Below are 25891 nucleotides of genomic sequence, written 5' to 3' on the forward strand. Positions count from 1 at the left end.
GAAACACACTATTTACACGGGAACGTTTGTTTTTCCAACGACTTCGGCCATTGACTGTGCGGACCACGCCGACCCTCGCTCAAGGAGTCCACATGACCAAGCCCCGTCGCTGGGCCCTCTTCACCGGAGCCGCGCTCGCGGTGAGCGCACTGCTCGCCGGGTGTTCCGGAGGCGGTTCCGCCACCACCGGCACGAAGTCCGACGAGATCAACTACGCGTTGCCGGCGAACTTCACGCCGAACTGGATCCTGCCGATCGGCACCGCGGCGCACCTCAACACGAACAACGGCTCGATCGCGCAGTCGCTGTACGAGCGCTTGATCGCCTACGACGGGTCCACGGGCAAGATCGCGTGGAACAAGGCCGGGTCCGTCGCGACCGATGCCGACTTCGCCGACGACGGCAAGAGCGTCACGATCACGCTGGGGGACCGGCACTGGTCCGACGGCGAGGCGATCACGAGCCGCGACGTCGAGTTCTGGTTCAACCTCATCAAGGCGAACGCGCAGGACTGGGGCTCCTACTCCGAGGGCAAGGCCCCGGACAACTGGAGCTCGTTCACGACGGTCGACGACACGCACTTCACCATCGCGTTCGACCAGGCGTACAACCAGGACTGGATGCTCGCAAACCAGCTGAGCTACATCATCCCGCTGCCGCAGCACGCCTGGGACAAGACGAGCGCCTCGGCCGAGGTGACCGACGCCGACCGCACCCCGGCCGGCGCCAAGCAGGTGTGGAAGTACCTCAACACCGCCGCCGGCAAGATCGCGGACTACGACTCCGACCCGCTGTGGAAGACGATCTCCGGCCCGTACGGTCTGTCGTCGTTCACGACCGCGGGCAAGGTCCAGCTCACCGCGAACGGGAAGTACGACGGTGGCGAGAAGGCGTCGATCAAGACCGTCAACCTGTTGCCGTTCACCACCGCGGACGCCGAGACGAATGCGCTCCGGTCGGGAGCGGTCGACTACGGCTACATCAACGCGACGGACCTCGATCAGGAGGACTCCTTCACGGCGAAGGGCTACGAGGTCGACCCGTGGACCGGCTGGGCGATCACGTACATGCCGTACAACTTCAACAACCCGGACATGGGCGCCGTCTTCAAGCAGCTGTACGCCCGCCAGGCCGTGCAGATGTCGATCGACCAGAAGTCCCTCTCGAAGGTCGTCTTCAACGGCACCGCCACCTCGACCTACGGTCCGATCCCGCAGGCACAGGAGTCGGACTACGTCTCCGACGTGCAGGAGGACAACCCGTACCCGTTCAGCACGAAGAAGGCCAAGGCCTTGCTCACCAGCCACGGGTGGACCGCGAAGGGCGGCACCATGGTGTGCACCGACGCCGGCAGCGGCGCGGACCAGTGCGGCGAGGGCGTGGCCGAGGGCACGGAGTTCACGATGCAGGTGCTGTCGCAGTCCGGCTCCACCGTCACCGACAACATGATGAGCGCCGTCCAGTCGTCGCTCGCGAAGACCGGCATCGGCTTCACGATCAAGACCGCGCCGGTGTCGAGCGTCCTCTCGCAGACCCCGACCTGCACGTCGGACGAGGACAGCTGCGACTGGGACCTGTCGTTCTTCGGCACCGCGGGCAGCTGGTACTTCCCGGCGTACCCGACCGGTGAGTCGCTCTTCTCGACCGGTGGTTCGGCGAACTTCGGCAGCTACTCGAACGAGGAGGTCGACGCGCTCATCGACGCGACCACCACCTCGACCGACACGAGCGCCGTGCAGGACTACAGCGCCGCGGTCGCGAAGGACCTGCCGGTGATCTGGCTGCCGAGCCCGGACTACCAGATCTCCGTCAAGAAGAGCGGCCTGACCGGGTTCGACCAGGACTCGCTCGCGAACTTCCACCCCGCCCAGTGGAAGTGGAGCAAGTGAGCCGCTGACGCGGCCACTCCGGGAGGCTCGGTGCACGCCCGTCGCGCACCGAGCCTCCCGGGTCCTCACCATCCACCCCGACGACGGAAGCAGCATGACCACTGCCCTCTACCTCACCCGCCGCGTCCTCCAGGCGCTCGCGGTGGTGCTCATCGTCACGATCGTCGTGTTCTGCCTGCTGCACGCGCTGCCCGGCGGACCCGCCCGCGGCGTGCTCGGCGTCGCGGCCACCCCCGCGCAGATCGCCGCGTTCAACCAGGCGCAGGGACTCGACCAGGCGCTCCCCGTGCAGTACCTCCGCTTCCTCGGGCGGCTGCTCACCGGCGACCTCGGCACCTCGTACACGCTCAACGAACCGGTGTCGCAGCTCATCCAGGAGCGCATCCCGAAGACCCTCGTACTGACCGGCCTGTCGGCGGTGCTCGGGCTCGTCGTCGCCATCCCGGTCGGCATGTGGCAGGCAGCCCGACGCAACGGTGCGATCGACTACGCCGCCACCGCACTCGCCTTCGTGTTCTACTCGACGCCCGCGTTCTTCCTCGGGCTCGTGCTCATCGTCGTGTTCAGCCAGCAGCTGCCGTGGCTGCCGTCCCAGGCGCCGAGCGGCACGACCCTCGCCGAGGTGTTCCAGCAGCCGGCCGGACTCGTCCTGCCCGTGCTCACCGGCGCCCTCGCGATGATCGCCGTCTTCAGCCGGTACATGCGAGCCGCGACGCTGGAGAACCTGCAGGAGGACTACGTCCGCACCGCGCGCGCCGGAGGCTCGTCGACGGCGACGATCCTGCGGCGGCACGTGTTCCGGAACTCGCTGACCCCCGTGGTCGCGATGCTCGGCTACTACCTGCCGGTGCTGTTCGGCGGCGCGCTCGTCACCGAACAGCTGTTCAACTACCCCGGCATGGGGCTGCTGTTCTGGAACGCCGCCCAGACCTCGGACTACCCGACCCTGCTCGGCTGCGTCCTCGTGATCTCCGTCGCGACCGTCATCGGCACGCTGCTCGCGGACGTCGCCCAGTCCCTCATCGACCCCCGTGTGAAGGCAGGCCGCGCATGACCACCGTCCAGCTCGCGCCCGAGACCCCCGGCGCCCCCGTCACGGCCGCCGCCACCGGCTTCCGGCTCGCCGCGCGCCGGTTCCGCCACAACACCCTCGCCGTGATCGGCCTGGTCGTGCTCGTCCTCATCGTGCTGTTCTGCTTCGTCGGGCCGTTCCTGTACCCGACCGACCAGACCCACACGATGCTCGAACAGGCGAACCAGCGCCCGGGCGGCGGCCACCTGCTCGGCACCGACGCCGTCGGGCACGACGTGCTCGGCCGGCTGATGTACGGGGGCAAGGTGTCGCTGCTCGTCGGCATCGCCGCGGGTCTCCTGGCGACGGTCGTCGGCACGCTCTGGGGCTCGGTCGCCGGGTACGTCGGCGGCTGGGTCGATGCGACGATGATGCGCGTGGTCGACGCCGGCATCGCGATCCCGGCCCTGTTCATCCTCCTCGTCATCTCGGCGATCACGACCCCCGGCGTGTGGGGGCTCGTCGTGATCCTCGGGTTCGTGTCCTGGCTCGTGCCCTCCCGGCTCATCCGTGCCGAGACGCTGACGCTGAAGAACCGCGACTTCGTGCTCACCCTTCGCGCGATCGGCGGCTCGCACGCCCGCGCGATCGGTCGGCACCTGCTGCCGAACTCGGTCTCGACGATCGTCGTGGCCGCGACCTTCCAGGTGGCGGACGCGATCCTCCTGGTCGCCTACGTCTCCTACCTGGGGCTCGGCGTGCAGCCGCCGGCCACGGACTGGGGCGGCATGCTCTCGGCGGGCCTCACCGCCGCCTACTCCGGTCGCTGGTGGCTCATCGTGCCGCCGGGACTCGCCGTGATCCTCGTCGTCTGCGCGCTGAACGCGGTCGGCGACGGACTCCGGGACGCATTCGACGTGAAGGGCCGCGGATGACCGCCACCGAACCGATCCTGGCCGTCGAGGACCTCGGCGTGCACTTCCGCACCGAGTCCGGTGACGTGCACGCCGTGCAGGGCGTGTCCCTGACCGTGGCACCCGGCGAGACCCTCGCGCTCGTCGGTGAGTCCGGCTCCGGCAAGTCCACCGTGGCGCTCGCCGCGATGGGGTTGCTCTCCGGCAACGCCACCGTCACCGGCAGCGCCGTCGTCGACGGGCACCAGGTCGTCGGTGCGTCCGAGACGGCGCTCCGCGGGGTGCGGGGGAAGACCGCCTCGATGGTGTTCCAGGAGCCCGCGACCGCACTCGACCCGCTCACCCGCGTCGGCACGCAGATCGCCGAGGTCATCCGGAACCACCGGCAGGTCTCCGCGGGGGACGCCGCCCGCCAGGCCGCCGACCTGCTCCGCCGCGTCGGCATCCCGTCGCCGGAGGAGCGCGCGAAGGCCTTCCCGTTCCAGCTCTCCGGCGGGCAGCGGCAGCGCGTCGTCATCGCGATGGCGATCGCGAACGAGCCGGCGCTCCTCATCGCGGACGAGCCGACCACCGCGCTCGACGTCACGGTGCAGGCCGAGATCCTGGAACTCCTCCGGGCGCTCGCCGCCGACACCGGCACCGGCGTGCTCCTCGTCACCCACAACATGGGCGTCGTCGCCGACTTCGCCGACCGGGTCGCGGTGATGCTGCGCGGGCGGATCGTCGAGACCGGCGGCGTCGAGGACGTGCTCCTCCGCCCGCAGCACGAGTACACCGAGCGGCTGCTCGCCGCGGTGCCGCGGCTCGAGACGGCGGCGTCGGCGCAGGACGCCGCCGGGTCGTCCGCACGCCGCCGAGAACCGCGGCGTGCCGAGGTCACCGAGGCGTCTCGCGTGCCCGACGCTGCCCCGCCAACGGACGGGAGGCCCGACCGCACCCCGGTGGTCGACCTGCGCGACGTGTCGGTCACCTTCGGCCGCGGCGCCCGCGCCGTGCACGCCCTCCGCGGCATCGACGTCGAGGTCCACGCGGGGGAGACCGTCGGTCTGGTCGGCGAGTCCGGCTCCGGCAAGTCCACCGCGGCCCGCGTCGCTCTCGGCCTCGTCCGGCCCACCGCCGGCAGCGTCCGGCTGTTCGGGTCCGACCTCCGCCGTACCCGGGGCCGCGACCGCCGCGCGCTCCGGTCCGGCATCGGGGTCGTCCTGCAGGACCCGGTCGCCTCGCTCGACCCGCGCATGTCCGTCGCCGACTGCGTCGCCGAACCGCTCGCCGTCCACCGCCGCGGGACGTCCTCGGCCGACCGCCGCCGCCGGGTGGATGAGGCGCTCGACGCCGTCCGGCTGCCGCGCTCCCTCGCGACACGGGCCCCGCGGGAGCTCTCCGGCGGGCAGCGTCAGCGGGTCAGCCTCGCCCGGGCGCTCGTGCTCGACCCACGGCTGCTCGTCGCCGACGAACCGACCAGTGCGCTCGACGTCAGCGTGCAGGAGGCCGTGCTCGAGGTCCTCACCGAGCTGCAGGGCGACCTCGGCTTCGCGTGCCTGTTCGTCTCGCACGACCTCGCCGTCGTGCAGCAGTTCGCCGAGCGCGTCGTCGTGATGCGGGCCGGCGCCGTGGAGGAACAGGGGCCCACCACGTCGACGCTCCTGCACCCGACCACCGACTACACGCGACGGTTGCTCGCCGCGGTGCCCGTCCCCGACCCGGTGGTGCAACGGCAGCGCCGGGCCGAGCGCCTGGCCTCCCTCGCTGCGGTGGCCCCGTGACGGGCGCGGTCCTCGCCGGCATCGACGTCGGCGGGACGAACACGAAGGTGCTCCTCGCCACCCCCGACCTCGGGGTCCTCGACCGCATCGACCTGCCGACCCCCGCGCACGACGGTGGGGACGCGATCCTCGACGCGGCCGAGGCGGCGGTGCGGTCCCTGCTCGACCGGCACCGGGCCTCCTTGGCGGGGGTCGGGGTGGGCGCCGCCGGTGTCGTCGACCCGACCACGGGCACCGTGCTCGTGACCGCGAACTCGTTCACGGGATGGGCCGGCTACGGCGTCACCGACGCAGTCGCCGCACGGCTCGGGGTCCCGGCGACCCTCGACAACGACGTGAACGCGTTCCTGCTCGGCGAGGTCGCCGCGGGGGCGGTCGCCGGGGAGCCCGACGTCCTCGGCATGACGCTCGGCACCGGGGTGGGCGGTGCGCTCGTCCTGGGCGGGACGCTGTTCGGCGGGCCGCACGGTGCCGCGGGGGAGATCGGCCACGTCCCCGGCTTCGGTGACACCGTCTGCACCTGCGGGGCGCGCGGGCACCTCGAGACCGTCGCCGGTGCCCGGGGCATCGCCGACCGGTACGCCGAGCGCACCGGTCGCCGGATCGGGACGCACGAGGTCGCCACGGCGGCCCGCACGGGCGACCGGGACGCGCAGGACGTGTTCGCGACCGCGGGGTGGGGCATCGCCCGGGCCGTGCTGCTCACCGCCGGCATCCTCGACGTGACGACCGTCGTCATCGGCGGCGGGGTCGCCCGGTCGTGGGACCTGCTCGAACCGGCCGTCACGGCGGCGCTCGCGGCCGAGCCCCCGGTCAGCGGGGCGGCGATCCGCGTGGAGCAGTCGGTGCTCGGGGCGGACGCCGTGGCGCTCGGGGCGGCCGCGCAGGTGCGGCGGGTCGTGCTCGGGGCCTGATCCCAGCGCTGTGTCACGCCCGGACGGTGCGGGCTGAGCGCTCTCTGATCTCCGCCCGCTGGTCTCCCGGCTCGGCCCGGTCGGTCGACTGGGAGCATGGCCGGATGACCGATGCGCCGCTCGTGACGCCTGCCCGCCGGAAGCCCGCGCAGCGCGGCATCCTCGTCCCGACGCCCCATCCGCTCAGCACCATCGCGATCGCGGTCGGCGCGGTGGTCCTCATCACGATCGTCGGCTTCGTGCTCGGGGACGTCGACCTCGGGCTCGCGCGGGCGCTCAACGCGCTGCACGTCGGCGCGCTCGGGGCGTTCACGACCGCGGTCTACCACGTCATCAGCCCGGTGCCGGCGATCGGCATCACGATCGTGGTCACGGGCGTCGTCTGGCTCGTCCGTCGGGACGTGCGGCCGGCGGCGGCGTTCGCGGGGACGGTGGCGATCACCTGGGTGCCGTCCGACCTCGTGAAGGAGTTCGTGCAGCGGCCCCGTCCTGACACGTCCGCGCTCCCGCACCCCTTCGCGACGCAGCCGGACCCCTCGTACCCGAGCGGGCACACCGTCTTCGTCGTCGCGTTCGTGATCGCCCTGGCGTGGGTGCTCCGGGACACGCGGTGGCACCGACTCGCGGTGGTGCTCGGCTCGGTCGTCGTCATCGTGGTCGTGCTCGCGCTCACGATCGACGCGGTGCACTTCCCGACGGACACGGTCGCCTCGGTGCTGTGGGCGCTCGCCGTGGCACCGGCGGCACGGCTCGTCTGGGCGGACTGGGCGATGCCGCGGATCCCGGTGCTCCGCCGGGCCGAGTACGGGCTCAGCCGACCGCGCGCCTGATGAGCTCGGCGACGGTCCGCTCGTCGTCGAGCGAGAACTCCGGCGTCACCGCGAACGACGTCGGCCAGAACGACCCGTCGTCGAGCGCCGCCGCGTCCTGGAACCCGAGGGTGGAGTACCGCGCCTTGAATTTCGCAGCGTCCTGGAAGAAGAAGACCACCGAGCCGTCCTTCGCGTAGGCCGGCATCCCGTACCAGAGCTTCGGCGCGAGGTCCGGAGCGACCTCGAGCGCGATCCGGTGGATCCGCTCCGCCAGGCCGCGGTCCGGCTCGGGCATCGCGGCGATCTTGTCGAGCACGGCCTGCGCGTCGAGGGCGGCCTTCTCGGCCTTGGAGGTCCCGCGCTTGCGACTGGCCTTCACCTCGGCCGCGTGCTCGCGCATCGCGGCGCGCTCCTCCTCGGTGAAGGTGCTGTCCGAGGTCTCGTCGCGTGCTGCCATGGCGGGTCCCTTCGTCGGTGGGCATCACGGTAGCGCCGTGGCAGGCTCGGGTTCATGACCTACATCGCTGCCGACGACCGCTACGACTCGATGACGTACCGCCGCACCGGCCACTCCGGCCTCGACCTGCCGCTGCTGAGCCTCGGCTACTGGCACAACTTCGGCGACGACGTGCCCTTCGAGACGCAGCGCGCCGTCAGCCGCCGGGCGTTCGACCTCGGCATCACCCACCACGACCTCGCGAACAACTACGGCCCGCCCTACGGTGCCGCGGAGGTCAACTTCGGCCGGCTCATGCGCGAGGACTTCGCCCCCTACCGCGACGAGATGGTGATCTCGACGAAGGCCGGCTGGGACATGTGGCCCGGTCCGTACGGCCAGGGTGGCGGTTCCCGCAAGTACGTGCTCGCCTCGCTCGACCAGTCGCTGCGCCGGACCGGCCTCGACTACGTCGACGTCTTCTACTCGCACCGGCTCGACGCGTCCACGCCGCTCGAGGAGACGATGGGCGCCCTGCACACCGCCGTCCAGCAGGGCAAGGCGCTCTACGTCGGCATCTCCTCGTACGACGCCGACCGCACCCGCCAGGCCGCCGCGATCCTCCGGGACCTCGGCACGCCGCTGCTCATCCACCAGCCCTCGTACTCGATGCTCAACCGCTGGATCGAGACCGAGGGACTGCTCGACGCCGCCGGGGAACTCGGCTTCGGCGTGATCGGGTTCACCGCCCTCGCGCAGGGGCTCCTCACCGGCAAGTACCTGAACGGCGTGCCCGACGGCAGCCGGGCCGCAGCGGGGAAGTCGCTCGACCCGTCGACGATCACCCCGGAGGTCGTCGAGCACCTGAACGCGTTGAACGCCGTCGCGGAGGCGCGTGGGCAGAGCATGGCGCAGCTCGCGCTCGCCTGGGCCCTCCGTGACGAGCGCGTGACCTCGCTCGTCATCGGGGCGTCGCGCGTCGAGCAGCTCGAGGACAACGTCGCGGCGCTCGCGAACACGACGTTCTCCGACGAGGAGCTCCGCACCATCGACGAGCACACCGTCGGCATCGCCGACGTCGACCTGTGGGCGGGCGCCCGCGCCGGCGAGGTCTCCTGATCCGACGCGGGCCGTCCCGCCCGGTGCCGAAGTGTCACCAGCGCGCCCCGAGTTCGACACTTGGTAGTCTAAGTGTCAACGACAAGGCGTCAGGGTGACAGGAGGTCGGCATGGGATGGCCCGCGATCGGTTCCGAGGAACTCTGGTTCGAGTCCCGCTACGCGTCGTTCGGCATCGCCGCCAGCCGACGGTCCACCACTGGTCACCCCTACCGAGCAGCCGTCCCGCCGCTGATCGCCGACCTGGATCCGGTGGTCCCGTCCGCGACCGCAGCGATCGTCGACGACGCGACCGAGGCACTCGTCCGCTTCGATGCGGGCCTCGGTGGCGAGATCGCGGCGTTCGCACCACTGCTGCTGCGGTCCGAGGCAGCGGCGTCCTCGCAGATCGAACACCTCACGGCGAGCGCGCGAGCGATCTTCACCGCGGAACTGGGGGACTCGTCCCGTCAGAACGCCGCGCAGATCGTCGCGAACACGCGAGCGATGCAGGCGGCACTCGAGCTGGCGGCCGACCTCACGCCGGAGACGGTCCTGGCGATGCACGCTGCGCTCCTCGAGGGCGACCCACACCACGACGCGGGCACCTGGCGGGACGAACCGGTGTGGATCGGTCGTGCGGCGGACAGCCCGCGGGGTGCCGACTTCGTGGCTCCACGCGCTGACCGCGTGCCCGGCCTCGTCGACGACGTCATGCGGTTCGCCCGCCGGTCCGACCTGCCCCGGCTCGTCCAGGTCGCCGTGACGCACGCACAGTTCGAGACGATCCACCCGTTCACGGACGGCAACGGCCGCACCGGCCGCGCGTTGATGCAGGCGATGTTCCGGGGGACCGGGCTGACCAGGAACGTCACCATCCCGGTCTCCGCCGGCCTGCTGACCGACACGGCCGGCTACCACGCGGCACTCGACGCCTACCGCGCGGGGGACGTCGCCGCGATCGTCACGGCCACCGCGGAGGCCTGCTTCCGAGCGGTGGACAACGCGACCGTCCTGGTCGCGGATGTGCACGCGGTTCGGGAGCGTTGGCGGGACACCGTCCGGTCCCGGTCGGACTCCGCCGTCTGGCGCGTCCTCGAGGTGGTCGCGCGCCAACCTGTCGTCACCGCGGCCACGCTGGGGGTGGAACTCGGACCTTCCGTGAACGTCTACCGTGCCCTCGACACGCTCACGTCGGCCGGGGTGCTGCAGGCGAAGTCGGAGTACTCACTGCGGTCGCGCGTCTACCGCAGTGACGACGTCCTCCAGGCGCTCGACGCCTTCGCGGCACGCGCCGGCCGGCGCGGCTGACCGCAGGGACCGCCGGACGGGAGGCTGGGCACCAGCCGGAACGCGCCTCCCGTCCGGCGGGTACCCTGGACACGCAATCCAGCAACAACCGTGTATCTACCGGACGCCGGCACCCCGGCGGACAGCGGCGGCACCCGATGGGTCCGCCCGACAGGGGCGGGCCGAGAAGGCACACCCCCACCATGCTCCAACCGCGTTCCACCAGCGCGTCCCTGATCACCCTCGCCGGGCGGTCCTACTTCCCCATCGCCTTCATCGCGCGGCTCCCGTTCGCGATGATGGTCGTCGGCGTCCTGACCCTCGTGGTCGCCGCTCGCGACTCGGTCGCCCTCGGTGGCGTCAACTCCGCGTCCGTCGGCATCGGCTCGGCGCTGTTCGGTCCGCTCGTCGGCGCCGCTGCGGACAAGTACGGGCAGCGGGCGGTGCTCGTGCCCGTCGGGCTCGCCAACGCGGTGCTGCTCGGGGCGCTCCCGTTCGTCGTGCAGAGCGCCGCGCCGGACCTCGCCGTCCTCGCGATGTCCTTCCTCATCGGTGCGAGCGCACCGCAGGTCGCGCCGATGTCGCGTACCCGGCTGGTCGCGATCATCCGCAACCGCATGGACCCGAAGCGGCACGAGCGGGTCCTCAGCGGCACGATGGCCTACGAGTCCGCGGCCGACGAGACCGTCTTCATCGTCGGGCCGTTCCTGGTCGGTGTCCTCGCGAGCGCGATCGCGCCGTGGGTCGCCGTGGCCGGGGCCTCCGTGCTGACCTTCGTCTTCGTGACGGCGTTCGCGCTGCACCCCACCGGTCGGCTCACGATCGCGCACGCGTCCGACCCCCGTCCCGCGCCGGCCCGGGAGCTCCTCCGGCCCCGTCTGGTGGTCGTGGTCGTCGGCATCCTCGGCATCGGGTTCTTCTTCGGGTCGACCCTGACCTCGCTGACCGCGTTCATGGCCGACCACGGCGGGTCGTCGCGCGCCGGCCTGCTCTACGGGCTGATGGGCATCGGCTCGGCCGGGCTCGCGCTCGGGTCGGCGGCGTTCCCGCGGGCCTTCCGGCTCGGCTGGCGGTGGCTGGTGTTCGGCGCGGTGCTCCTGGGCTCGGCGATCGTCTTCGCGACCGCGGACTCCGTGCTCGCGGTCGGGATCGTCCTCGCGGTGATGGGCATCGGCATCGGTCCGACCCTCGTCACGCAGTACAGCCTCGGGTCCGACCGCTCGCCGGTGGGCCGCTCGGCGACGACCATGACGATCCTCGGCTCGGCGGTCATCGTCGGGCAGTCGATCGCCTCGGCCGTGGTCGGTGAGGTCGCGGAGCGTGCCGGTACGCCCGCTGCGATGGCGTTCCCGGCGATCTCGGCGGCCGTGGTCGTGCTGGCCGCGGTGGCGAACCTGGTGCTGTCCCGTCGGGTCAGCGTGCGCTGAGCACCGGCGACGCCGCGGCCCGGGCGGCTCAGGCCGATGCCCCTGGCCGGTCCGGTCGTTCGGCGACGCGTCGCCAGGCTGGAGTCGCATCCGCGAGGTGCGGGTAGACCGCCAGCATCACCGCAGGCACGACGACCCAGGTGTCCCGGTCGGACTCACGGTACGACTGCTCGACGGCTTCCGCGTACCCGGGGGGCCCGGAAGTCGGCGGCCAGCCCTGAGCGGTACACCGGAGCCGAGCCGCGATGCCGGACTGCACGAGCTCGTCCCGGTGCGCATCGGTGAGCGGTCGGAGCGCCCCCTCGTGGACCAGCCAGTCCACGACCTCCTGCATCTGCGCGGCCGTCACCCCGTGGCCCTTCGTGTCGTCGGACATCGCGGACCGGGCTCGCTGCGGTTGGACGATCCAGGGGACGTCGAACGACAGGTCGCCCGGCGCCGCCACTCGGTGCTGCGCGGCGGCGGACTCGACGATCTCGCGGAGCAGGTACTCCTACCCTTCGCGAAGACGCGCTGTGCCCGGCGCTCGAATCGCGGGTACGGGACTGCAGCACGTCCCGGTGCCGCCACACTCGGGACCGGGACGGCGTTCACGGCGCGCCACCACGCTCGCAGTCGCTCAGCCGCTGATCGGCGCCCGCCCATGACGGCCACCGTACCGTCGCGCCCGTCGGGAGGATGCCCCAGTGCTGGCTGCCGTCGTCACCGTCCCGCCGGGGACGATGGACTTGGTGCTGTCGCGCCGGGACAGCGTGCGCTGACCGCGGCGGGATGGGGCGCCTGCACCGGTTCTCAGCCGGTAGCCTTCCCCTCACGGCGTGGCCGTCGCGATGATGAGCCGTGCGTCGCATCACGGTCGTGGGTCTCGGGTCCGTCCTCGCTGTCCTGGTCGCCGCGATCGTCGTCGTGTCCGTCCCCGGGAGGTCGGGGCCGTCCGCGCCGCTCCCACCGGCCGGCGCGTCGGCGAGCACGTGGGCCGGGCCTTCCTGGACGCCGCCGTCGGCCGCGACTGCGACGGGATGCGGGCGCTGTCGAGCCCCGACGACACGAGCTGGTGCCCTGCGAGCCTGTGGGCCCGGTGGACCGGCGAGGGCGACCCGACCATGCACTCCTGGGGAGGACTCCGGGACGTCTCGGCTCCTGCCGACGCCGATCGGTGCTTCGAGTACTCCCTCCGGGAGTCCGGGCTCGTCGGGATGGAGGCGGGGGAGACCACCTGGGGGTTCTGCGAGCGGCACACCCGGCACGGTTGGCGGATCGCGTCGGAGGGGGTCGGGTGACTCGACTCGTGATCGAGGCCTGACGGCAGGCGCCGTCGGTGGTCCGGGAGAATGATGATCGTGGTCCGCTCTTCCCGTCGTCGCCTGGTTCCCTCGGCCGCACTCATGTCCCTGACCGTCTTCGGCGCAGCGTTGCTCGCTGGATGCACCGCGGAGACACCCACGCCCACCGCTTCGACGACCTGTCGCGTGGACGCCGATGCAGACGTCGCTCCCGACGTCGGGGTCTTGTTCGGAGTGAACCCGGATTGGGGCGATCAGACCCTCGCCGAGTACGCGGGCCTGCTGGGCCACCACCCCGCGGTCGCTGTGTCGTTCGCGGACGTGCCGTTCCGCGAGGAGGACCGTCAGAACGTGCTGGCCGCTGGTGAGCAGGTGCGGGCCCAGGGCGGAACGCTCCTGTTGACGCTCGAGCCGCAGCAGGGCCTCCCTGCCGTCACGGTCGACGTGGCCGATGACGTCGCCGCGCTCGTCGAGCGGATCCAGAGCACCGGCGTGCCCGTGATCGTCCGCTTCGCCCACGAGATGAACGGCTCCTGGTACGCCTGGGGCCAGCAACCGGAGGAGTACGTCGCGACGTTCCGCCGGGTCGCTCACGCGCTGGGCAGCGGGGCGCCGGGCAGCCGGATGATGTGGGCACCGAACGAGGGTGGCGGATACCCGTTCTCCGGCGGCCCCTCCCAAGCCGTGGCCGGAACGGCGGACTTCGGTCTCCTGGACACCGACGGGGACGGCGTCCTGACGATGCACGACGACCCCTACGCGCCGTACTACCCGGGCGACGACGTGGTCGACTGGGTCGGCGTCTCCCTCTACCACTGGGGCTCAGTACCGCCCTGGGGTGAGAACGAGATGCCGGAGGAGGGGAAGTTCGCTGCCAAGCTCAGTGGCGAGTACGACGGTCTCGACGGGGACCAGAGCGCCGTGCCCGACTTCTACGGCATCTACGGCACCGAGCACGGGAAGCCCGTGGCCGTCCCTGAGACCGCGGCGCTCGTGGTTCCCCGCGGTGATGCGGCAGGCGAGGGAGCGATCAAGCAAGCGTGGTGGTCGCAGGTGTTCTCCGCCGACACCGCGGCCCGCTTCCCTGATCTCCGGATGATCAACTGGTTCGAGTGGGACAAGGACGAAGTCGAAGTCGGGCAACGAGTCGACTGGACCGTGCTGCATGACTCCGACACCCGAGACGCCTTCACCGCAGCCCTGCCCGACTGGCTCCGGTTCGGAACGGGCACGGAGGGGTGCCCAGCACCCGCGACGCCAGACGCGCACGACTGAGCCACCTCAGGCGAACTCCTCCTGGAACAAGCGCGGCGGATGGAGGACCGAGCAGTCACCGGACTTCCGGGCAGGGCACACGGATCCAGGAGCCTCACCTGGTCCGAACACCCCGTTCGCCGGCGATCAGCCCTCGGTGTCGTCGACCAGCAGCTCCTCGTGCCGGTAGTCGCCCGAACGCAGCCCGGCCCGGGCGATCATGTGCGTCGACACCGGCACGAGTGCGAGCTGGAACACCATCGCCGGCAGGACCACCCAGAGTGCCGTCCACGTCCACACGGCGACGACGACCGCCGCCAGACAGCAGGCGAGGCCGAGCACCTGCGGCTTCGACATCGCGTGCAGCCGGACCAGCGGGTCCGGGAAGCGCACGATGCCGATCGCCGCGGCCAGGGACAGCGATGCCCCGACGAGCAGCAGCGCGAGGGCGATCCAGGCGCGGATCCCGGCGTCGTCGAGGAACGCCTGGAGCATGTCCGTCATCTCGGTCATCGCTGGCCTCCTGCGGTGTGGCCGTGGTCGCCCTCGGCCGCGGCGTCGTCGGCCTGGCCGGCGACCGCCGCTTCGTCCGCTGCCTGGACGGCATGCTCAGGTGTGGTGGCGTCCATGCCCTCGTCCTCGGGGTCGGTGGAGGGCGTGACGGCCCGCGCGACGGCGACGGTCGCGAAGACACTGGTCGCGGCGATGACGACGAGCACGGGGACCGCGCTGGGGTCCTGCCGGACGACGATCGCCGCGGCGATGACGAGCAGCACGGTGGTGAGCACCATGTCCGACCCGATCATCCGGTCGAGGATCGTCGGTCCGCGCACGATCCGGCCGACCGCGAGCGCGAGGGTCGCGCCGAGCAGCAGGAGCACGAGGGCGACCCCGACGGCCATGACGACGACGGCGGCGCTCACCGGGTCACCTCCGGCAGCGGCTCGGACAGCTCGGACACGTCCTGCTGCGACCCGATCGCCCTGATGACGAGCGCCTCGATGGTCATCGCTTCTCGACGGGCGTGGTCCACCTGTCCGATGCGCTCGGTGTCGAGCACGTGCAGCAGCAGGCGTCGGCGCCGCAGGTCCTCGTCGATGACGTAGGAACCGGGGACGAGCGAGATCGCGATCGTCGACAGCGTGAACGTCATCTCCGAGGTGGTGTGCAGCTGCACGAGGACGATCGAGCTCTTCCGCACCCCTCGCGGCCGGACGGCGACCCAGGCGACCCGGAACGACGCCGCGACGACGTACCCGGCCCACACGACGAGGAACCGGAGCACGTGCAGGACGGAGAACCGTGCGGACAGCGGGACCGGTGGCAGCGGCAGCAGCTGCGTGACGAGCAGCGCGACGACGATCCCGCAGAGCAGGGTCAGCGGCGTCCAGTTGCCCCAGAGCAGCGCCCACAGCACGGTCAGGCCGGCGACCAGGGGCACGTCGTACCGCCAGGCCAGGGCCATCCGGCGCGCGTTCGTGTAGCGGCGGGCGTCGCTCATTGCTCGTCACCTCCGAGCACGGCCTGCACGTAGCGGTCGGGCGACTCGAGGGACTCGGCGGCGCGGGTCGCGTACCCGTAGAGCGGACCGGCGACGACCGTCAGGGCGACCGAGCCGAGGACGGCGACCGTCGTCACCGCGACCATCATCCGCGGGAGCGAGGACCGGGCGTGCTCGGAGGACGGGGCGTCGCCCGTGCTGTGGGCGTCGGACCGCGTCGGGTCGTCGAGGGTGCCGATCGAACCGTCCCCGGCCGGGGCGCGGACGACCGCGCCGGGCACGCCGGCGGGGGCCGTGCCTCCCGTCCGGTCGTCCGTCGCGTCCTCGGGCACGGTGACCGGGGCGGGCTCGGGTGCCCGGAGGTGCTCGTGCGGCTCGGCGACGCTGGCGTGCGGTGCGGCCGCCTCGGCGGCGGGCTTCGGCCGCCAGAAGGCGGCGTCCCAGACGCGCATCAGCGCGTACAGGGTCAGGAGGCTCGTCACGACCCCGGCGCCGATGGTCACGTAGGCGAGTGGCGAGCCGTCCTCGGCTGCCGCGCGGAACAGGCCGAGCTTGCCGATGAAGCCGGAGAACGGCGGGATCCCGCCCAGGTTGAACGCGGGGACGAGGTAGAGCGCCGCGAGCAGCGGGGCCGCCGTGAGGAGACCGCCGAGTGACCGCGTCGACGTCGTGCCGCCGACCCGCTCCATGAGCCCGGAGACGAGGAACAGTGTCGTCTGCACGACGATGTGGTGCACCGTGTAGAAGACCGCCGCCGCCGTACCGACCACCGACCCGAGCCCGATGCCCATCACCATGAAGCCGATGTGGCTGATCAGGGTGAACGACAGCAACCGTTTCACGTCCGTCTGCGACACCGCGCCGAGCACGCCGACGATCATCGTCAGCGTGGCGACCACGAGCAGGACCGTGTTCAGCTGGGGCCGGGGGAAGATGATCGTCTCCAGCCGGATGATCGCGTAGATGCCGACCTTCGTCAGCAGGCCCGCGAACACCGCCGTCACCGGGGCCGGGGCGGTCGGGTACGAGTCCGGCAGCCAGAACGCGAGCGGGAAGACCGCTGCCTTGATGCCGAACCCGATGAGCAGCATGGTGTGCAGCAGGAGCTGGACGTGGTCGGGCAGGTCGGCCACGCGCTCGCTGATCTGGGCGATGTTCACCGTGCCGGTCGCGCCGTAGACCAGGCCGATGGCGGCGAGGAAGATCGACGACGAGATGAGGCTCGTGATGATGTAGGTCGTGCCGGCGCGGACCCGCTGCACGCTGCCGCCGACGGTGATGAGCACGTAGCTCGCGACCAGGAGCATCTCGAACGCCACGTACAGGTTGAACAGGTCACCGGCGATGAACGAGTCGAGGACGCCCGCCGCGAGCACGAGGTACGTCGGGTAGAAGATCGTGACCGGTGCGTCCTCGTCGTCGTCCGCCAGACCCTGGCCGATCGAGAAGAGCAGGACGACGAGCAGCACCGACGCCGACACGGTCAGGAGCAGGGCGCTCAGGCGGTCGACCACGAGCGAGATCCCGTACGGCGCCTGCCACCCGCCGACCTGCACGACGATCGTGCCGTGGCGGTCGACGAGCACCATGAGCGTGACGGCGACCGCGACGGCGATGACGAGCACCGCGACCGTGATGGCGCGCTGCAACTGCTGGTGCCGGAGCAGCCCGAGGGCGACGGCGGCCCCGAGGAGCGGGACGAGGACGAGGAGCGGGACGAGGGCGGTCACGGGTGGGCCTGCTCTCGGTCGGTGTCGTGGGGAGCGCTGACGTGCGGGTCGTCCTCGTCCTCGGGGGCCTTCGGGTCGCGCGGTGCGGCGTCGTCCTCCTCGGCGAGCTCCGGGTCGTCGTCGGCGGGGTCCTGGCGGTCCTGCCGGATCGCGACGTCGGCCTCGTCCACCTCGACCTCGTCGGCGCGGGACAGCCGCCACGAGCGGTGGATGAGCGCGAGCAGGAACGCGCTCACCGCGAAGGTGATGACGATCGCGGTCAGGGCGAAGGCCTGGGGGAGCGGGTCCGCGATGCCGTCCGCCGACTCCCCGATCGGCGGGTCGCCCGCGGCACCCGACATCGTCAGGAGCAGCAGGTTCAGCGCGTTGCCGAGCAGCAGGAACCCGAGCAGCATCCGGGTCAGGGAGCGTTCGAGGAGCAGGTAGACGCCGCACGAGAACAGCACGGCCATCGCGATGACGAGGACGAGGGTGACGGTCATGCGTTGGTTCCCTCCATGGTGTCGGCGGCGGGTGTGCGGCGGTCCTCGATGCGCTGGCGGTCGACCTCGGCGCCGAGCGAGCGGAGGACGTCGAGCACGAGCCCGACGACGACGAGGTACACGCCGATGTCGAAGAACGTGGCGGTGACGAACTCGACGTGCCCGAGCACGGGGACGGTCGCCTCGAAGAACTCGGAGTACAGCGCCTCCTTGCCGGCGACCATCGGGACGATCGCCGTGACCGCCGCCGTGGCGACGCCGAGCCCGAGGAGTCGTCCGGCCCGGATCGGGGCCGCCGCGCCGAGTTCGGCCGGTCCGCCGGCGAGGTACCGGGCGGCCAGGGCGATGCCGGCCACCAGTCCGCCCGCGAACCCGCCACCGGCCGAGTTGTGCCCGGCGAAGAGCAGGTAGAGCGACAGCACGACGAGCCCGTGGAACAGCAGCCGGACGACGATGTCGAGCAGGGCGGAGCGGCCGGTGGGGATCGCTGCGCTCGTCGGCAGCCAGGCGCGCGGTTCCCCGTCGGCACGGTCGTCCCCGTTCGCCACCCCGGCCGGCATGTCCCGCAGGCGGGGAAGGGTGTCCTCGCGGGACTTCACGAAGATGAGGCTCGCGACGCCGGTCGCGGCCGCCACGACGACGGTGAGCTCGCCGAGCGTGTCCCATCCGCGGAGGTCGACCAGTGCGACGTTGACGACGTTGAGCCCGTGGCCGAACGAACTGGTCAGCGCGGGCAGGTCCGGCCACAGCGGTCGGGCGGTACGGGCCGAGGCGGCGACGATGACCACGGTCGCCAGGGTGACGCCGGCGAGGGCGGCGAACAGCGCCCGGAGGACCCGGAAGCGCGACGGGTTGGCGGTGCCGATCTTCGGGGGCAGGCGTCGGAGCACGAGCACGAAGGCGATGAGGGTGACGGTCTCCACCACGAGCTGCGTCAACGCGAGGTCGACGGCGCCGTGCAGCAGGAACAGGATCGACGTCCCGTACCCGGTGACCCCGACCAACACGGCGGCGGCGAACCGGGTCTTCGCGGCGAGCACGGACACCGCGGCGGCCGACATCACGACGGCCACCGGGAGCTGCCCCCACGTGTCGGCGAAGCGGACGTGGAACTCCCACGGGCCGCCGACGACGAGGTTCAGCAGCGCGCCGGCGACGAAGACCGACAGGATCACCGTCAGGTAGTACGGCAGCGAGCCGCGCTGCAGGCTCGCGGTGAGCCAGGTCGCGAACCGGTCGAGTGCCCGCATCAGGCGGCGGTAGGTGCCCGACGCCGAGGGGGAGCCGGCCAAGCGGTGCTGCACGGCCTCGACCCGGGCGCGGACGAGGAACAGCGCGATCCCGGCGACGAGCGTCAGCGCGGAGAGGCCGAGCGCGGGCTCGAGCCCGTGCCAGAGGGCCAGGTGCGGGACCTCGCCGGAGCCGTGCCGCGCGGTCTCGGCGGCGGACTCGAAGCCGTGCGCGACGAACGGGGTCGCGAGGCCGAGCACGAGTCCGGTGACGCCGAGCAGCGACGGGACGACCCCCATCCCGTGCAGGGCGTGCGGCTCGGTCTGCGGGACCCCGGCCTTGCGGGCGAAGGTGCCCCAGAAGAACCGGCAGGAGTACGCCACGGTCAGGGCCGAGCCGACGGTGATGCCCACGAGCGCGGTCCAGGCCCACACCGCGTCCGTGCCGTGCAGCTCCTCGACGAAGCCGGTGAGCACGGCCTCCTTCGCGACGAAGCCGACGAGCGGCGGGATCCCGGACATCGACGCGAGCGCGAGCACGGCGACCGCGGCCAGCCAGGGGAGGCGTCGGCCCAGACCGCTGAGCTTCCCGAGGTCGCGGGTGCCGGCGACGTGGTCGACCGTCCCGACGACCAGGAACAGCGTCGACTTGAAGGTGGCGTGCGCCACGAGCAGCACGATGCCGCCCAGGGCGATCTCCGGCGCTCCCCACCCGGCGGCGAGCAGCAGGAAGCCGAGCTGGGCCACGGTGCCGTAGGCGAGCAGGAGCTTGAGGTCGGTCTGCCGGAGCGCCCGGTACCCGCCGACGAGCATCCCGAGCACACCGAGGACGGTGACCGTCTCACGCCAGCCGTCGAGCAGCGCGAACGCCGGGGCGAGGCGCGCGACGAGGTAGATCCCCGCCTTCACCATCGCCGCCGCGTGCAGGTACGCGCTCACCGGGGTCGGCGCGGCCATCGCGGCCGGCAGCCAGAAGTGGAACGGCACGATCGCGGACTTCGTCAGCGCGCCGACGAGCACGAGCACGACGGACACCGACACCGCGGTGCCGGTCGGGGGAGCGGCGATGATGCCGGACAGCGAGGTCGTCCCGGCGGCGACCGAGATCACCACGAGGCCCGCCAGCATCGCGAGCCCGCCCGCGGTGGTCACGACGAGCGCCTGCATGGCCGCTGCGCGACTGGCCCGCTTCACGGCGTCGTGGCCGATGAGCAGGTACGAGAAGACCGTCGTGGCCTCCCACAGGACGAACAGCACGATGACGTCGTCGGCGATCACCAGGCCGTACATCGACCCGGCGAACGCGGTCAGCACGCCCGCGAACCGACCGAGCCCGGGCTCGTCGGCGTCGAAGTACGAGGCGCAGTAGACGAGCACGAGTGCGCCGACCGCGGTGACGACCAGTGCGAGCACCCACGACAGGGCGTCCACCCGGAACGCGAGGTCCAGTGCGAGTTGCGGGATCCACCGCACCCGCTCCGTGACACCGCCGCCGAGTGCGGCAGGGGTCTGCGTCACCGTCAGGACGGCGGCGGCCGCGGGTGCGAGGGCGGCGACGAAGAAGACGCGGCGCCCGAGCAGGGGGGTGAGTGCGGGGACGACGAGTGCGATGACGCCGAACGCGATGAGGACGGTGGACAAGCGGACACCTCCTCGGGGGTCGGGCTGCAGTCCGGCTCTCTTGGTTCCTCACAGCCTACGGAGAGGTGGATGAGCAGAGCCTGTACGGGCGGACAGGGTGGGCCGAGCCGGAGCAGACTGATCCCTTCCGCGCATCCGTCCGGGTGCAGCCCGGCCTGCCTATCTGGGATGATCGGACGGACGGTGCCGATCTCGCGCGCCGCGGAGGGTGACCCGGTGGACGCAGCAGAACAGGTGGTGCTCCAACTCGTCGGCACCCCGTGGGCGTTCCTCGCCGTCGGTCTCGTGCTCGCCGTCGGCAGCGTCGCGGTGTTCCTGCCGAGCCAGGCGATGGTGGTGGCGATCGGCACGCTCCTGGTCGGTGGCGACGGCGGGCTCCTGCCGGTGCTCCTCCTCGTCGTCGCGGCGACGACCGGCATGGTGCTCGGTGACCTCGGGCTCTACCACCTGGCGCGCTCGGCGGACCTCGGCTCGAAGTCCTGGTTCACGCGGCCGAAGGTCAGGAAGGCGCGGGAGGCCATCGACGAGCGCTACCGGTCGGCACCCGGGCGCATCGCGGTCCTCGGCCGGTTCATCCCGATGGGCCGGCTCACCACGAACCTCGTGGGTGCCGACAGCGGACTCGACGCCCGGCGGTTCCTGCTCGCCTGCCTGCTCGCCGACGTCGTGTGGGCCGCGTACTGCGTCGCGATCGCGGCGGCGACCGGGAGCTGGAGCCGCGACCAGCCGTTCCTCGTGACGGTGGTGGCGGTCGTGGCGTCGATCCTCCTCGGACTCGGCATCTCCGCGGTCGAGAAGGCCCTGCGCCGGCGGAGCGAAGCGGTCGCCGCGCGCTGAGCGCGAGCGGCGGTCGACCGGCTGCGACGGTCTGGGTGCCGCACGGACGCGCGCCCGTACCGTGGTGTGACCGTCCGCGTTCGGAGGAGGACCCGTGCCCGAGTCGACCATCGCCGAGCTCGTCCCCGACCCCACCGCGCTCGAGACCCTCGACACCGGCAGCACCTGGGCCGAGGGTCCGTGCTGGATCCCCGCGACCCGGACGCTCCGCTGGTCGGACATCCCCGGCGACCGGATCATGCAGTGGTCCGCGGCGGAGGGCACGGTGTCGGTGTACGCCGACGACGTGGAGTACACGAACGGCCGGACCCTCGACCGGGACGGATCGGTGGTGCAGTGCTCGCACGGGCTGCGCCGGGTCGAGCGTGACCGGGACGGCACCGTGACCCCGATCACGTCGTCCTGGGGAGGGGTCCGCTACAACTCCCCGAACGACGTCGTCGTCACCCGGGACGGCAGCGTGTGGTTCACCGACCCCGCGTATGGCATCACGCAGCCGCGGGAAGGACACCCCGGCGTGCGGGAGTACGGCGACCACTGGGTGTTCCGCTGCGGACCCGCCGGCGAGGACCTCCGCCCGGTCGTCCTCGACGTCGACGAGCCGAACGGCCTGGCGTTCTCGCCCGACGAGCGCGTGCTGTACGTCGCGAGCTCGGACCGTGACCGCCCGGTGATCCGCGCGTACGACGTCGTGGTGGACCCGGACGCGGCCGGAGCCCCGGCCGTGCGGGTGAAGAACGGCCGCGACCTCGTGCGCTTCGCTCCGGACGAGGGCGTGCCGGACGGCCTCCGCGTCGACGAGGCCGGACGGATCTGGTCGTCCTCCGCCCTCGGGGTGGTCGTCTGCTCCGCCGACGGGGTCCGGATCGGCACGGTCCCGGTCCCCGAGGTCGTGTCGAACCTCTGCTTCGGCGGCGACGACGGCCGCACCCTCTTCATCACGGCGACCACCTCGGTGCACCGCATCCGGACCACGACCCGGGACGCCGCCCGCCGCTGACGTATCCTGACCCGGCCATGCAGTGCGACTACTTCGACCGCGGGGTGTGCCGGTCGTGCACCCTCATGGGTCAGCCATACGGCGACCAGGTGCTCGACAAGGAACTCCGGACGCGGGAGCTCCTCCACGACGCGGTCGAGGCCGCCGGCGGCCCGGGAGCGGTCGAGTGGCTCCCCGCGGTCACGAGTCCGGAGTCGGGGTACCGCAACAAGGCGAAGATGGTGGTCGGCGGCTCCGTGCAGCACCCCACCGTCGGGATCCTCGACGACCGCCAGCGTGGCGTCGACCTGCGGCACTGCGGGATCTGCACGCCGGGCATCCAGCGGGCGCTCCCGGTGCTCGCCGACTTCGTCTCGACCGCGGGGCTCATCCCGTACGACGTCCGCCAGCGCCGTGGTGAGCTGAAGTACGTGCTCGTCACCGAGTCGCCCGACGCCGAGCTCATGGTGCGCTTCGTCCTCCGCTCGGAGGGACAGCTCCCGCGCCTCCGCGACCACCTCGACGTGCTCCGACGGGTGCTGCCGCAGGCGGTCGTCGTGACCGCGAACCTCCTGCCGGAGCACAAGGCCGTCACGGAGGGGGACCGGGAGGTCGTGCTCACCGAGCAGCAGACCCTCCCGATGCGCCTCGGTCCCGTGACGATGCACCTGCGCCCGCAGAGCTTCTTCCAGACGAACACGGCCGTCGCGACGCAGCTGTACGCGCAGGCGTCCGCGTGGATCGACGAGGTCGACCCGGCGTCGATGTGGGACCTGTACTGCGGGGTCGGCGGATTCGCCCTGCACGCGGCCCGGCCGGGTCGCGCGGTGACCGGCATCGAGACGAGCCGGGAGGCGATCGTGTCCGCCAAGCAGTCCGCCCGTGAAGCGGGTCTGGCCGACGTCCGGTTCGCCGCGGACGACGCCACGGCGCACGCCCTCCGCGCTCGTCCCGGCGCCACCCCGGAACTCGTGGTCGTGAACCCGCCCCGGCGCGGCATCGGTGCCGAGCTCGCGGGGTGGTTCGAGGCGTCGGACGTCCGGCACGTCGTGTACTCGAGCTGCAATCCGGTCACACTCGCGCGTGACCTCGCGGCGATGCCGTCGTACCGGTTGCGGCGGGCGCGCGTGCTCGACATGTTCCCGCAGACGGGGCACCTCGAGGCCGTGACGCTGCTCTCGCGGGCCTGACGGCCGGGAGGCGCGGTGCGGGTCCGTCCCGGGCCTCCGGTCCGCCTCGCACAACGCCGGGCCGGGATTGCCAGGGAACTCGGAAGGTCGTGTACCCGGGTACGTCCCGATCGCCGCAGGCGCGGCGATCGGGTGATTCAGGTTCTACCGAGGGGTACATACCACTGATGGGCAGAACCATTTGTCTCGGTTTGATAACGAGCCAGAGTTTCCTATGGTGGCCGACCGTGACACCGGCGCGGAGGCTGCCCCCGGTGACGCCATCAGACTGACCGCGATCGGTCGGGGTGGGCAGCCGGCGTCGGGAACGACGAGTGCGGCCCCGGTGGAGCAACGACATGAAGAACCACACCCGAACCCGCGCCCTCGTCGGCGGACTCGCCTTCGCCGGCCTCGCCGCGACGGGCGTCGGTCTCGCGGCTGCACCGGCGAGTGCGGCCAGCGGCTCGACCTGGGACGCCCTGGCAGCATGCGAGGCCAGCGGCAACTGGGCCGCGAACACCGGCAACGGCTACTACGGCGGACTGCAGTTCACGCAGAGCACCTGGGCCGCCAACGGCGGCACCGGCAGCCCGGCCGCCGCGAGCCGCGAGACGCAGATCGCGGTGGCCGAGAACGTCCTCGCCTCCCAGGGCTGGGGCGCATGGCCGGCCTGCTCCGCAAAGCTGGGCCTGAGCGGCACCACCGGCGCCGCTCCGGCACCGGTGCCGCAGCCGGCCGCGCCGGCACCGGCCCCCGCCGCCCCGGCGGCCCCCGCGCAGCAGGCGGCCCCGGCCCAGCCGGCGGCTCCCGCACCGGCCCCGGCTCCGAAGGCCGCCCCGAGCACGCCGGTTCCGTCGGCGACCTCGAGCAAGCCGGCCGCGGTGCCCACGAGCGGCAAGACCGTCAAGGTGGTGTCCGGCGACACGCTCGACACCATCGCGACGAAGCTCGGCATCGACGGTGGTTGGAAGCAGCTGTGGGCGGCGAACACGTCGACCATCGACGACGCCAACCTCATCTACGCGGGGCAGACCCTGCAGCTCCCGGCCTGACGTCCAGCGTCACGCAGCCGATCGGAAGCGCCCCACGACCTCGGTCGTGGGGCGCTTCGTCGTCCCCGGCCCGGAGTCCCCGGACGGCCGTGTCGCCTCAGCCGGTGGCCGCGGTCCGCCCTGCCGCGTGCCCCGCGAGCCACCCCTCGACGTCGTCGGACCGCAGGGCGATGGTGAGGCTGGTCAGTTCGGCACGGTCGACCTCGACGTAGCTCTGGCCGTCCGGGCTGGTGCCACCCCCGGCGGTCGGGAGCGTGAACGTCTCGAGGTCGTGCGGCCGGATCCGGCGGAGGGACCAGCCGAGGTCGACCAGGGTGGGGAAGGTGAGACCGGGGTCGACGGAGAGGTACGCGCTCGTCGAGCTCACGAACCGCTGCACGGCCCCGGGATCGGTCAGGGTGTCCGCCGACAGGACCCGCTCGAGGAGCGCGCGCATGAACGCCTGCTGGTTGCGGACCCGGGTGTGGTCGGCGTCCGGGAAGGCGTAGCGCTCCCGCACGAACGTGAGCGCCGCGGCGCCGTCGAGCTCGTTCGGTCCCCGGACGAAGTGGTGTCCGCGGGCGTCGAAGGTCGCGGGGGACTGCACCGTCACGCCGCCGAGGGCGTCGGTCATCCCGACGAACCCGGCGAAGTCGATCTCGGCGACGTGGTCGATCCGGACCCCGAGGAGTTGTTCGACGGTCTGCACGGTCAGTGGGACACCGCCCCACGAGTAGGCGGCGTTGATCTTCGCCCTGCCGTGTCCGGGCACCTCGACCCAGGAGTCGCGGAGGATCGACATCAGGGAGACGTGTCTGCGGTCGGCCGAGACGTGCGCGAGCATCAGGGTGTCGGAACGGCCACCGCCCACGCCGTCGTGCTGCGGGTCGAGCCGCTCCCGTGCGTCCGACCCGATGAGCAGGACGTCCAGTGCGTCCCCGTCGTCGTGCGGCCGTCCTCCGCTCGGGAAGGGGTCGTCGAGCACGGTGCGTCCCGCGTCGTACCGCTCGGCCAGGCCGCCGATGAACACGCTGGCGACGACGGCGAGCACCGTGGCGATCGCCGTGAGGGACCCGACGGTCGCCAGCAGTGCGACGAGCAGCGGGCGGTGCCGGATGGAGCGCGCTGCGGCGCGGCGTCCGGTCACGAGACCCCCTGGGGACAGGTCGGCCCTGGTGCCGACCCATCCAGGGTGTCA

At 72.1% G+C, this 25891-nt stretch carries 24 protein-coding genes; 15 read left to right on the top strand and 9 right to left on the bottom strand.

Going from position 1 to position 25891, the window contains the following annotated elements; genetic code table 11:
• The first annotated feature begins 92 nt into the window (after window positions 1-92).
• The 6 genes from DEJ16_RS07035 (at window position 93) to DEJ16_RS07060 (ending at window position 7322) form a co-directional block, all read left to right on the top strand.
• Window positions 93-1889 (top strand): peptide ABC transporter substrate-binding protein, encoded by a 1797-nt coding sequence (locus DEJ16_RS07035; protein ID WP_110825623.1) that lies wholly within the window; start codon window positions 93-95, stop codon window positions 1887-1889.
• Between the two features lie 94 nt (window positions 1890-1983).
• On the top strand, window positions 1984-2943 hold the full coding sequence (locus tag DEJ16_RS07040) for an ABC transporter permease (protein ID WP_110825622.1): 960 nt from the start codon (window positions 1984-1986) through the stop codon (window positions 2941-2943).
• A complete protein-coding gene (locus DEJ16_RS07045; RefSeq protein WP_110825621.1) occupies window positions 2940-3836 on the top strand; it encodes an ABC transporter permease in 897 nt (298 codons plus the stop codon). Before DEJ16_RS07040 ends, DEJ16_RS07045 begins: the two co-directional genes overlap by 4 nt.
• On the top strand, window positions 3833-5578 hold the full coding sequence (locus tag DEJ16_RS07050) for an ABC transporter ATP-binding protein (RefSeq protein ID WP_110825620.1): 1746 nt from the start codon (window positions 3833-3835) through the stop codon (window positions 5576-5578). Before DEJ16_RS07045 ends, DEJ16_RS07050 begins: the two co-directional genes overlap by 4 nt.
• On the top strand, window positions 5575-6492 hold the full coding sequence (locus tag DEJ16_RS07055; protein WP_110825619.1) for an ROK family protein: 918 nt from the start codon (window positions 5575-5577) through the stop codon (window positions 6490-6492). Before DEJ16_RS07050 ends, DEJ16_RS07055 begins: the two co-directional genes overlap by 4 nt.
• Window positions 6493-6596: 104 nt before the next feature.
• On the top strand, window positions 6597-7322 hold the full coding sequence (locus DEJ16_RS07060; protein WP_110825618.1) for a phosphatase PAP2 family protein: 726 nt from the start codon (window positions 6597-6599) through the stop codon (window positions 7320-7322).
• Here the strand turns inward: DEJ16_RS07060 and DEJ16_RS07065 are convergent.
• A complete protein-coding gene (locus DEJ16_RS07065) occupies window positions 7303-7761 on the bottom strand; it encodes an iron chaperone (RefSeq protein ID WP_110825617.1) in 459 nt (152 codons plus the stop codon). The two genes, DEJ16_RS07060 and DEJ16_RS07065, sit on opposite strands and share 20 nt — an antisense overlap.
• A 54-nt stretch (window positions 7762-7815) precedes the next feature.
• Here DEJ16_RS07065 and mgrA point away from each other — a divergent pair, with 54 nt between their 5' ends.
• From mgrA to DEJ16_RS07080, 3 genes are all read left to right on the top strand, one after another.
• Window positions 7816-8859, top strand: coding sequence for an L-glyceraldehyde 3-phosphate reductase (gene mgrA, locus DEJ16_RS07070; RefSeq protein WP_110825616.1), 1044 nt, complete (start codon window positions 7816-7818; stop codon window positions 8857-8859).
• 110 nt (window positions 8860-8969) lie between these two features.
• Window positions 8970-10148 (top strand): Fic family protein, encoded by a 1179-nt coding sequence (locus DEJ16_RS07075; protein ID WP_110825615.1) that lies wholly within the window; start codon window positions 8970-8972, stop codon window positions 10146-10148.
• A gap of 182 nt (window positions 10149-10330) precedes the next feature.
• Window positions 10331-11554 (top strand): MFS transporter, encoded by a 1224-nt coding sequence (locus DEJ16_RS07080; RefSeq protein ID WP_220032667.1) that lies wholly within the window; start codon window positions 10331-10333, stop codon window positions 11552-11554.
• A 28-nt stretch (window positions 11555-11582) separates the two neighbouring features.
• Here the strand turns inward: DEJ16_RS07080 and DEJ16_RS07085 are convergent, their stop codons facing one another.
• Complete coding sequence (locus tag DEJ16_RS07085) at window positions 11583-11930, bottom strand: hypothetical protein (protein WP_146232838.1); 348 nt, start codon at window positions 11928-11930, stop codon at window positions 11583-11585.
• A gap of 595 nt (window positions 11931-12525) precedes the next feature.
• On the opposite strand from DEJ16_RS07085, the gene DEJ16_RS07090 reads away from it, so the two are divergent.
• Entirely contained in the window at window positions 12526-12834 is a 309-nt protein-coding gene (locus DEJ16_RS07090) for a hypothetical protein (RefSeq protein ID WP_110825612.1), read from the top strand.
• Between the two features lie 189 nt (window positions 12835-13023).
• Complete coding sequence (locus DEJ16_RS07095) at window positions 13024-14112, top strand: glycoside hydrolase family 26 protein (protein WP_258365853.1); 1089 nt, start codon at window positions 13024-13026, stop codon at window positions 14110-14112.
• A 126-nt stretch (window positions 14113-14238) separates the two neighbouring features.
• Here the strand turns inward: DEJ16_RS07095 and mnhG are convergent, their stop codons facing one another.
• The 6 genes from mnhG to DEJ16_RS07125 are packed head-to-tail and all read right to left on the bottom strand — an operon-like array spanning window position 14239 to window position 20674.
• Window positions 14239-14604 carry a monovalent cation/H(+) antiporter subunit G gene (mnhG, locus tag DEJ16_RS07100; RefSeq protein ID WP_110825610.1) on the bottom strand — a complete coding sequence of 122 codons (366 nt, stop codon included), beginning with the start codon at window positions 14602-14604 and terminating at the stop codon, window positions 14239-14241.
• Window positions 14601-15014: a hypothetical protein gene (locus DEJ16_RS07105; RefSeq protein WP_110825609.1), complete on the bottom strand. Its 414-nt coding sequence runs from the start codon at window positions 15012-15014 to the stop codon at window positions 14601-14603. Before DEJ16_RS07105 ends, mnhG begins: the two co-directional genes overlap by 4 nt.
• The gene (locus tag DEJ16_RS07110) at window positions 15011-15592 is read right to left on the bottom strand and encodes a Na+/H+ antiporter subunit E (protein ID WP_110825608.1); all 582 of its coding nucleotides are present in this window, start codon (window positions 15590-15592) and stop codon (window positions 15011-15013) included. Before DEJ16_RS07110 ends, DEJ16_RS07105 begins: the two co-directional genes overlap by 4 nt.
• The gene (locus DEJ16_RS07115; protein ID WP_110825607.1) at window positions 15589-17322 is read right to left on the bottom strand and encodes a Na+/H+ antiporter subunit D; all 1734 of its coding nucleotides are present in this window, start codon (window positions 17320-17322) and stop codon (window positions 15589-15591) included. Before DEJ16_RS07115 ends, DEJ16_RS07110 begins: the two co-directional genes overlap by 4 nt.
• Window positions 17319-17804: a Na(+)/H(+) antiporter subunit C gene (locus DEJ16_RS07120; RefSeq protein ID WP_110825606.1), complete on the bottom strand. Its 486-nt coding sequence runs from the start codon at window positions 17802-17804 to the stop codon at window positions 17319-17321. The genes DEJ16_RS07115 and DEJ16_RS07120 overlap by 4 nt, the downstream gene beginning before the upstream one ends.
• Window positions 17801-20674 carry a Na+/H+ antiporter subunit A gene (locus tag DEJ16_RS07125; protein ID WP_110825605.1) on the bottom strand — a complete coding sequence of 958 codons (2874 nt, stop codon included), beginning with the start codon at window positions 20672-20674 and terminating at the stop codon, window positions 17801-17803. Before DEJ16_RS07125 ends, DEJ16_RS07120 begins: the two co-directional genes overlap by 4 nt.
• Before the next feature lie 216 nt (window positions 20675-20890).
• Between DEJ16_RS07125 and DEJ16_RS07130 the strand changes: the two genes are divergently transcribed.
• The 4 genes from DEJ16_RS07130 to DEJ16_RS07145 all read left to right on the top strand — a co-directional run bounded on the left by DEJ16_RS07130 (window position 20891) and on the right by DEJ16_RS07145 (window position 24714).
• Window positions 20891-21511, top strand: a complete 621-nt coding sequence (locus tag DEJ16_RS07130; protein ID WP_181419504.1) for a DedA family protein — start codon at window positions 20891-20893, stop codon at window positions 21509-21511.
• Window positions 21512-21605: 94 nt separating this feature from the next.
• The gene (locus tag DEJ16_RS07135; RefSeq protein WP_258365854.1) at window positions 21606-22511 is read left to right on the top strand and encodes an SMP-30/gluconolactonase/LRE family protein; all 906 of its coding nucleotides are present in this window, start codon (window positions 21606-21608) and stop codon (window positions 22509-22511) included.
• A gap of 17 nt (window positions 22512-22528) precedes the next feature.
• Window positions 22529-23680 (top strand): 23S rRNA (uracil(747)-C(5))-methyltransferase RlmC, encoded by a 1152-nt coding sequence (gene rlmC / locus DEJ16_RS07140; RefSeq protein WP_110825603.1) that lies wholly within the window; start codon window positions 22529-22531, stop codon window positions 23678-23680.
• Window positions 23681-24018: 338 nt separating this feature from the next.
• Window positions 24019-24714 carry a transglycosylase family protein gene (locus tag DEJ16_RS07145; protein WP_110825602.1) on the top strand — a complete coding sequence of 232 codons (696 nt, stop codon included), beginning with the start codon at window positions 24019-24021 and terminating at the stop codon, window positions 24712-24714.
• 97 nt (window positions 24715-24811) lie between these two features.
• Here the strand turns inward: DEJ16_RS07145 and DEJ16_RS07150 are convergent, their stop codons facing one another.
• Window positions 24812-25840 (bottom strand): LCP family protein, encoded by a 1029-nt coding sequence (locus DEJ16_RS07150; RefSeq protein ID WP_110825601.1) that lies wholly within the window; start codon window positions 25838-25840, stop codon window positions 24812-24814.
• Between the last annotated feature and the right edge of the window lie 51 nt (window positions 25841-25891).

This window comes from Curtobacterium sp. MCJR17_055 (genome assembly GCF_003224335.1).
Taxonomy (GTDB): domain Bacteria; phylum Actinomycetota; class Actinomycetes; order Actinomycetales; family Microbacteriaceae; genus Curtobacterium.

Excerpts from the sequence above, each read along its gene's own strand:
- DEJ16_RS07085 (WP_146232838.1), bottom strand. The coding sequence starts at position 11,930 with ATGTCCGACGACACGAAGGGCCACGGGGTGACGGCCGCGCAGATGCAG.
- DEJ16_RS07060 (WP_110825618.1), top strand. The coding sequence starts at position 6,597 with ATGACCGATGCGCCGCTCGTGACGCCTGCCCGCCGGAAGCCCGCGCAG.
- mgrA (WP_110825616.1), top strand. The coding sequence starts at position 7,816 with ATGACCTACATCGCTGCCGACGACCGCTACGACTCGATGACGTACCGC.
- DEJ16_RS07035 (WP_110825623.1), top strand. The coding sequence starts at position 93 with ATGACCAAGCCCCGTCGCTGGGCCCTCTTCACCGGAGCCGCGCTCGCG.
- DEJ16_RS07050 (WP_110825620.1), top strand. The coding sequence starts at position 3,833 with ATGACCGCCACCGAACCGATCCTGGCCGTCGAGGACCTCGGCGTGCAC.
- DEJ16_RS07065 (WP_110825617.1), bottom strand. The coding sequence starts at position 7,761 with ATGGCAGCACGCGACGAGACCTCGGACAGCACCTTCACCGAGGAGGAG.
- DEJ16_RS07045 (WP_110825621.1), top strand. The coding sequence starts at position 2,940 with ATGACCACCGTCCAGCTCGCGCCCGAGACCCCCGGCGCCCCCGTCACG.
- rlmC (WP_110825603.1), top strand. The coding sequence starts at position 22,529 with ATGCAGTGCGACTACTTCGACCGCGGGGTGTGCCGGTCGTGCACCCTC.
- mnhG (WP_110825610.1), bottom strand. The coding sequence starts at position 14,604 with ATGACCGAGATGACGGACATGCTCCAGGCGTTCCTCGACGACGCCGGG.
- DEJ16_RS07145 (WP_110825602.1), top strand. The coding sequence starts at position 24,019 with ATGAAGAACCACACCCGAACCCGCGCCCTCGTCGGCGGACTCGCCTTC.
- DEJ16_RS07120 (WP_110825606.1), bottom strand. The coding sequence starts at position 17,804 with ATGACCGTCACCCTCGTCCTCGTCATCGCGATGGCCGTGCTGTTCTCG.
- DEJ16_RS07075 (WP_110825615.1), top strand. The coding sequence starts at position 8,970 with ATGGGATGGCCCGCGATCGGTTCCGAGGAACTCTGGTTCGAGTCCCGC.
- DEJ16_RS07110 (WP_110825608.1), bottom strand. The coding sequence starts at position 15,592 with ATGAGCGACGCCCGCCGCTACACGAACGCGCGCCGGATGGCCCTGGCC.
- DEJ16_RS07040 (WP_110825622.1), top strand. The coding sequence starts at position 1,984 with ATGACCACTGCCCTCTACCTCACCCGCCGCGTCCTCCAGGCGCTCGCG.
- DEJ16_RS07080 (WP_220032667.1), top strand. The coding sequence starts at position 10,331 with ATGCTCCAACCGCGTTCCACCAGCGCGTCCCTGATCACCCTCGCCGGG.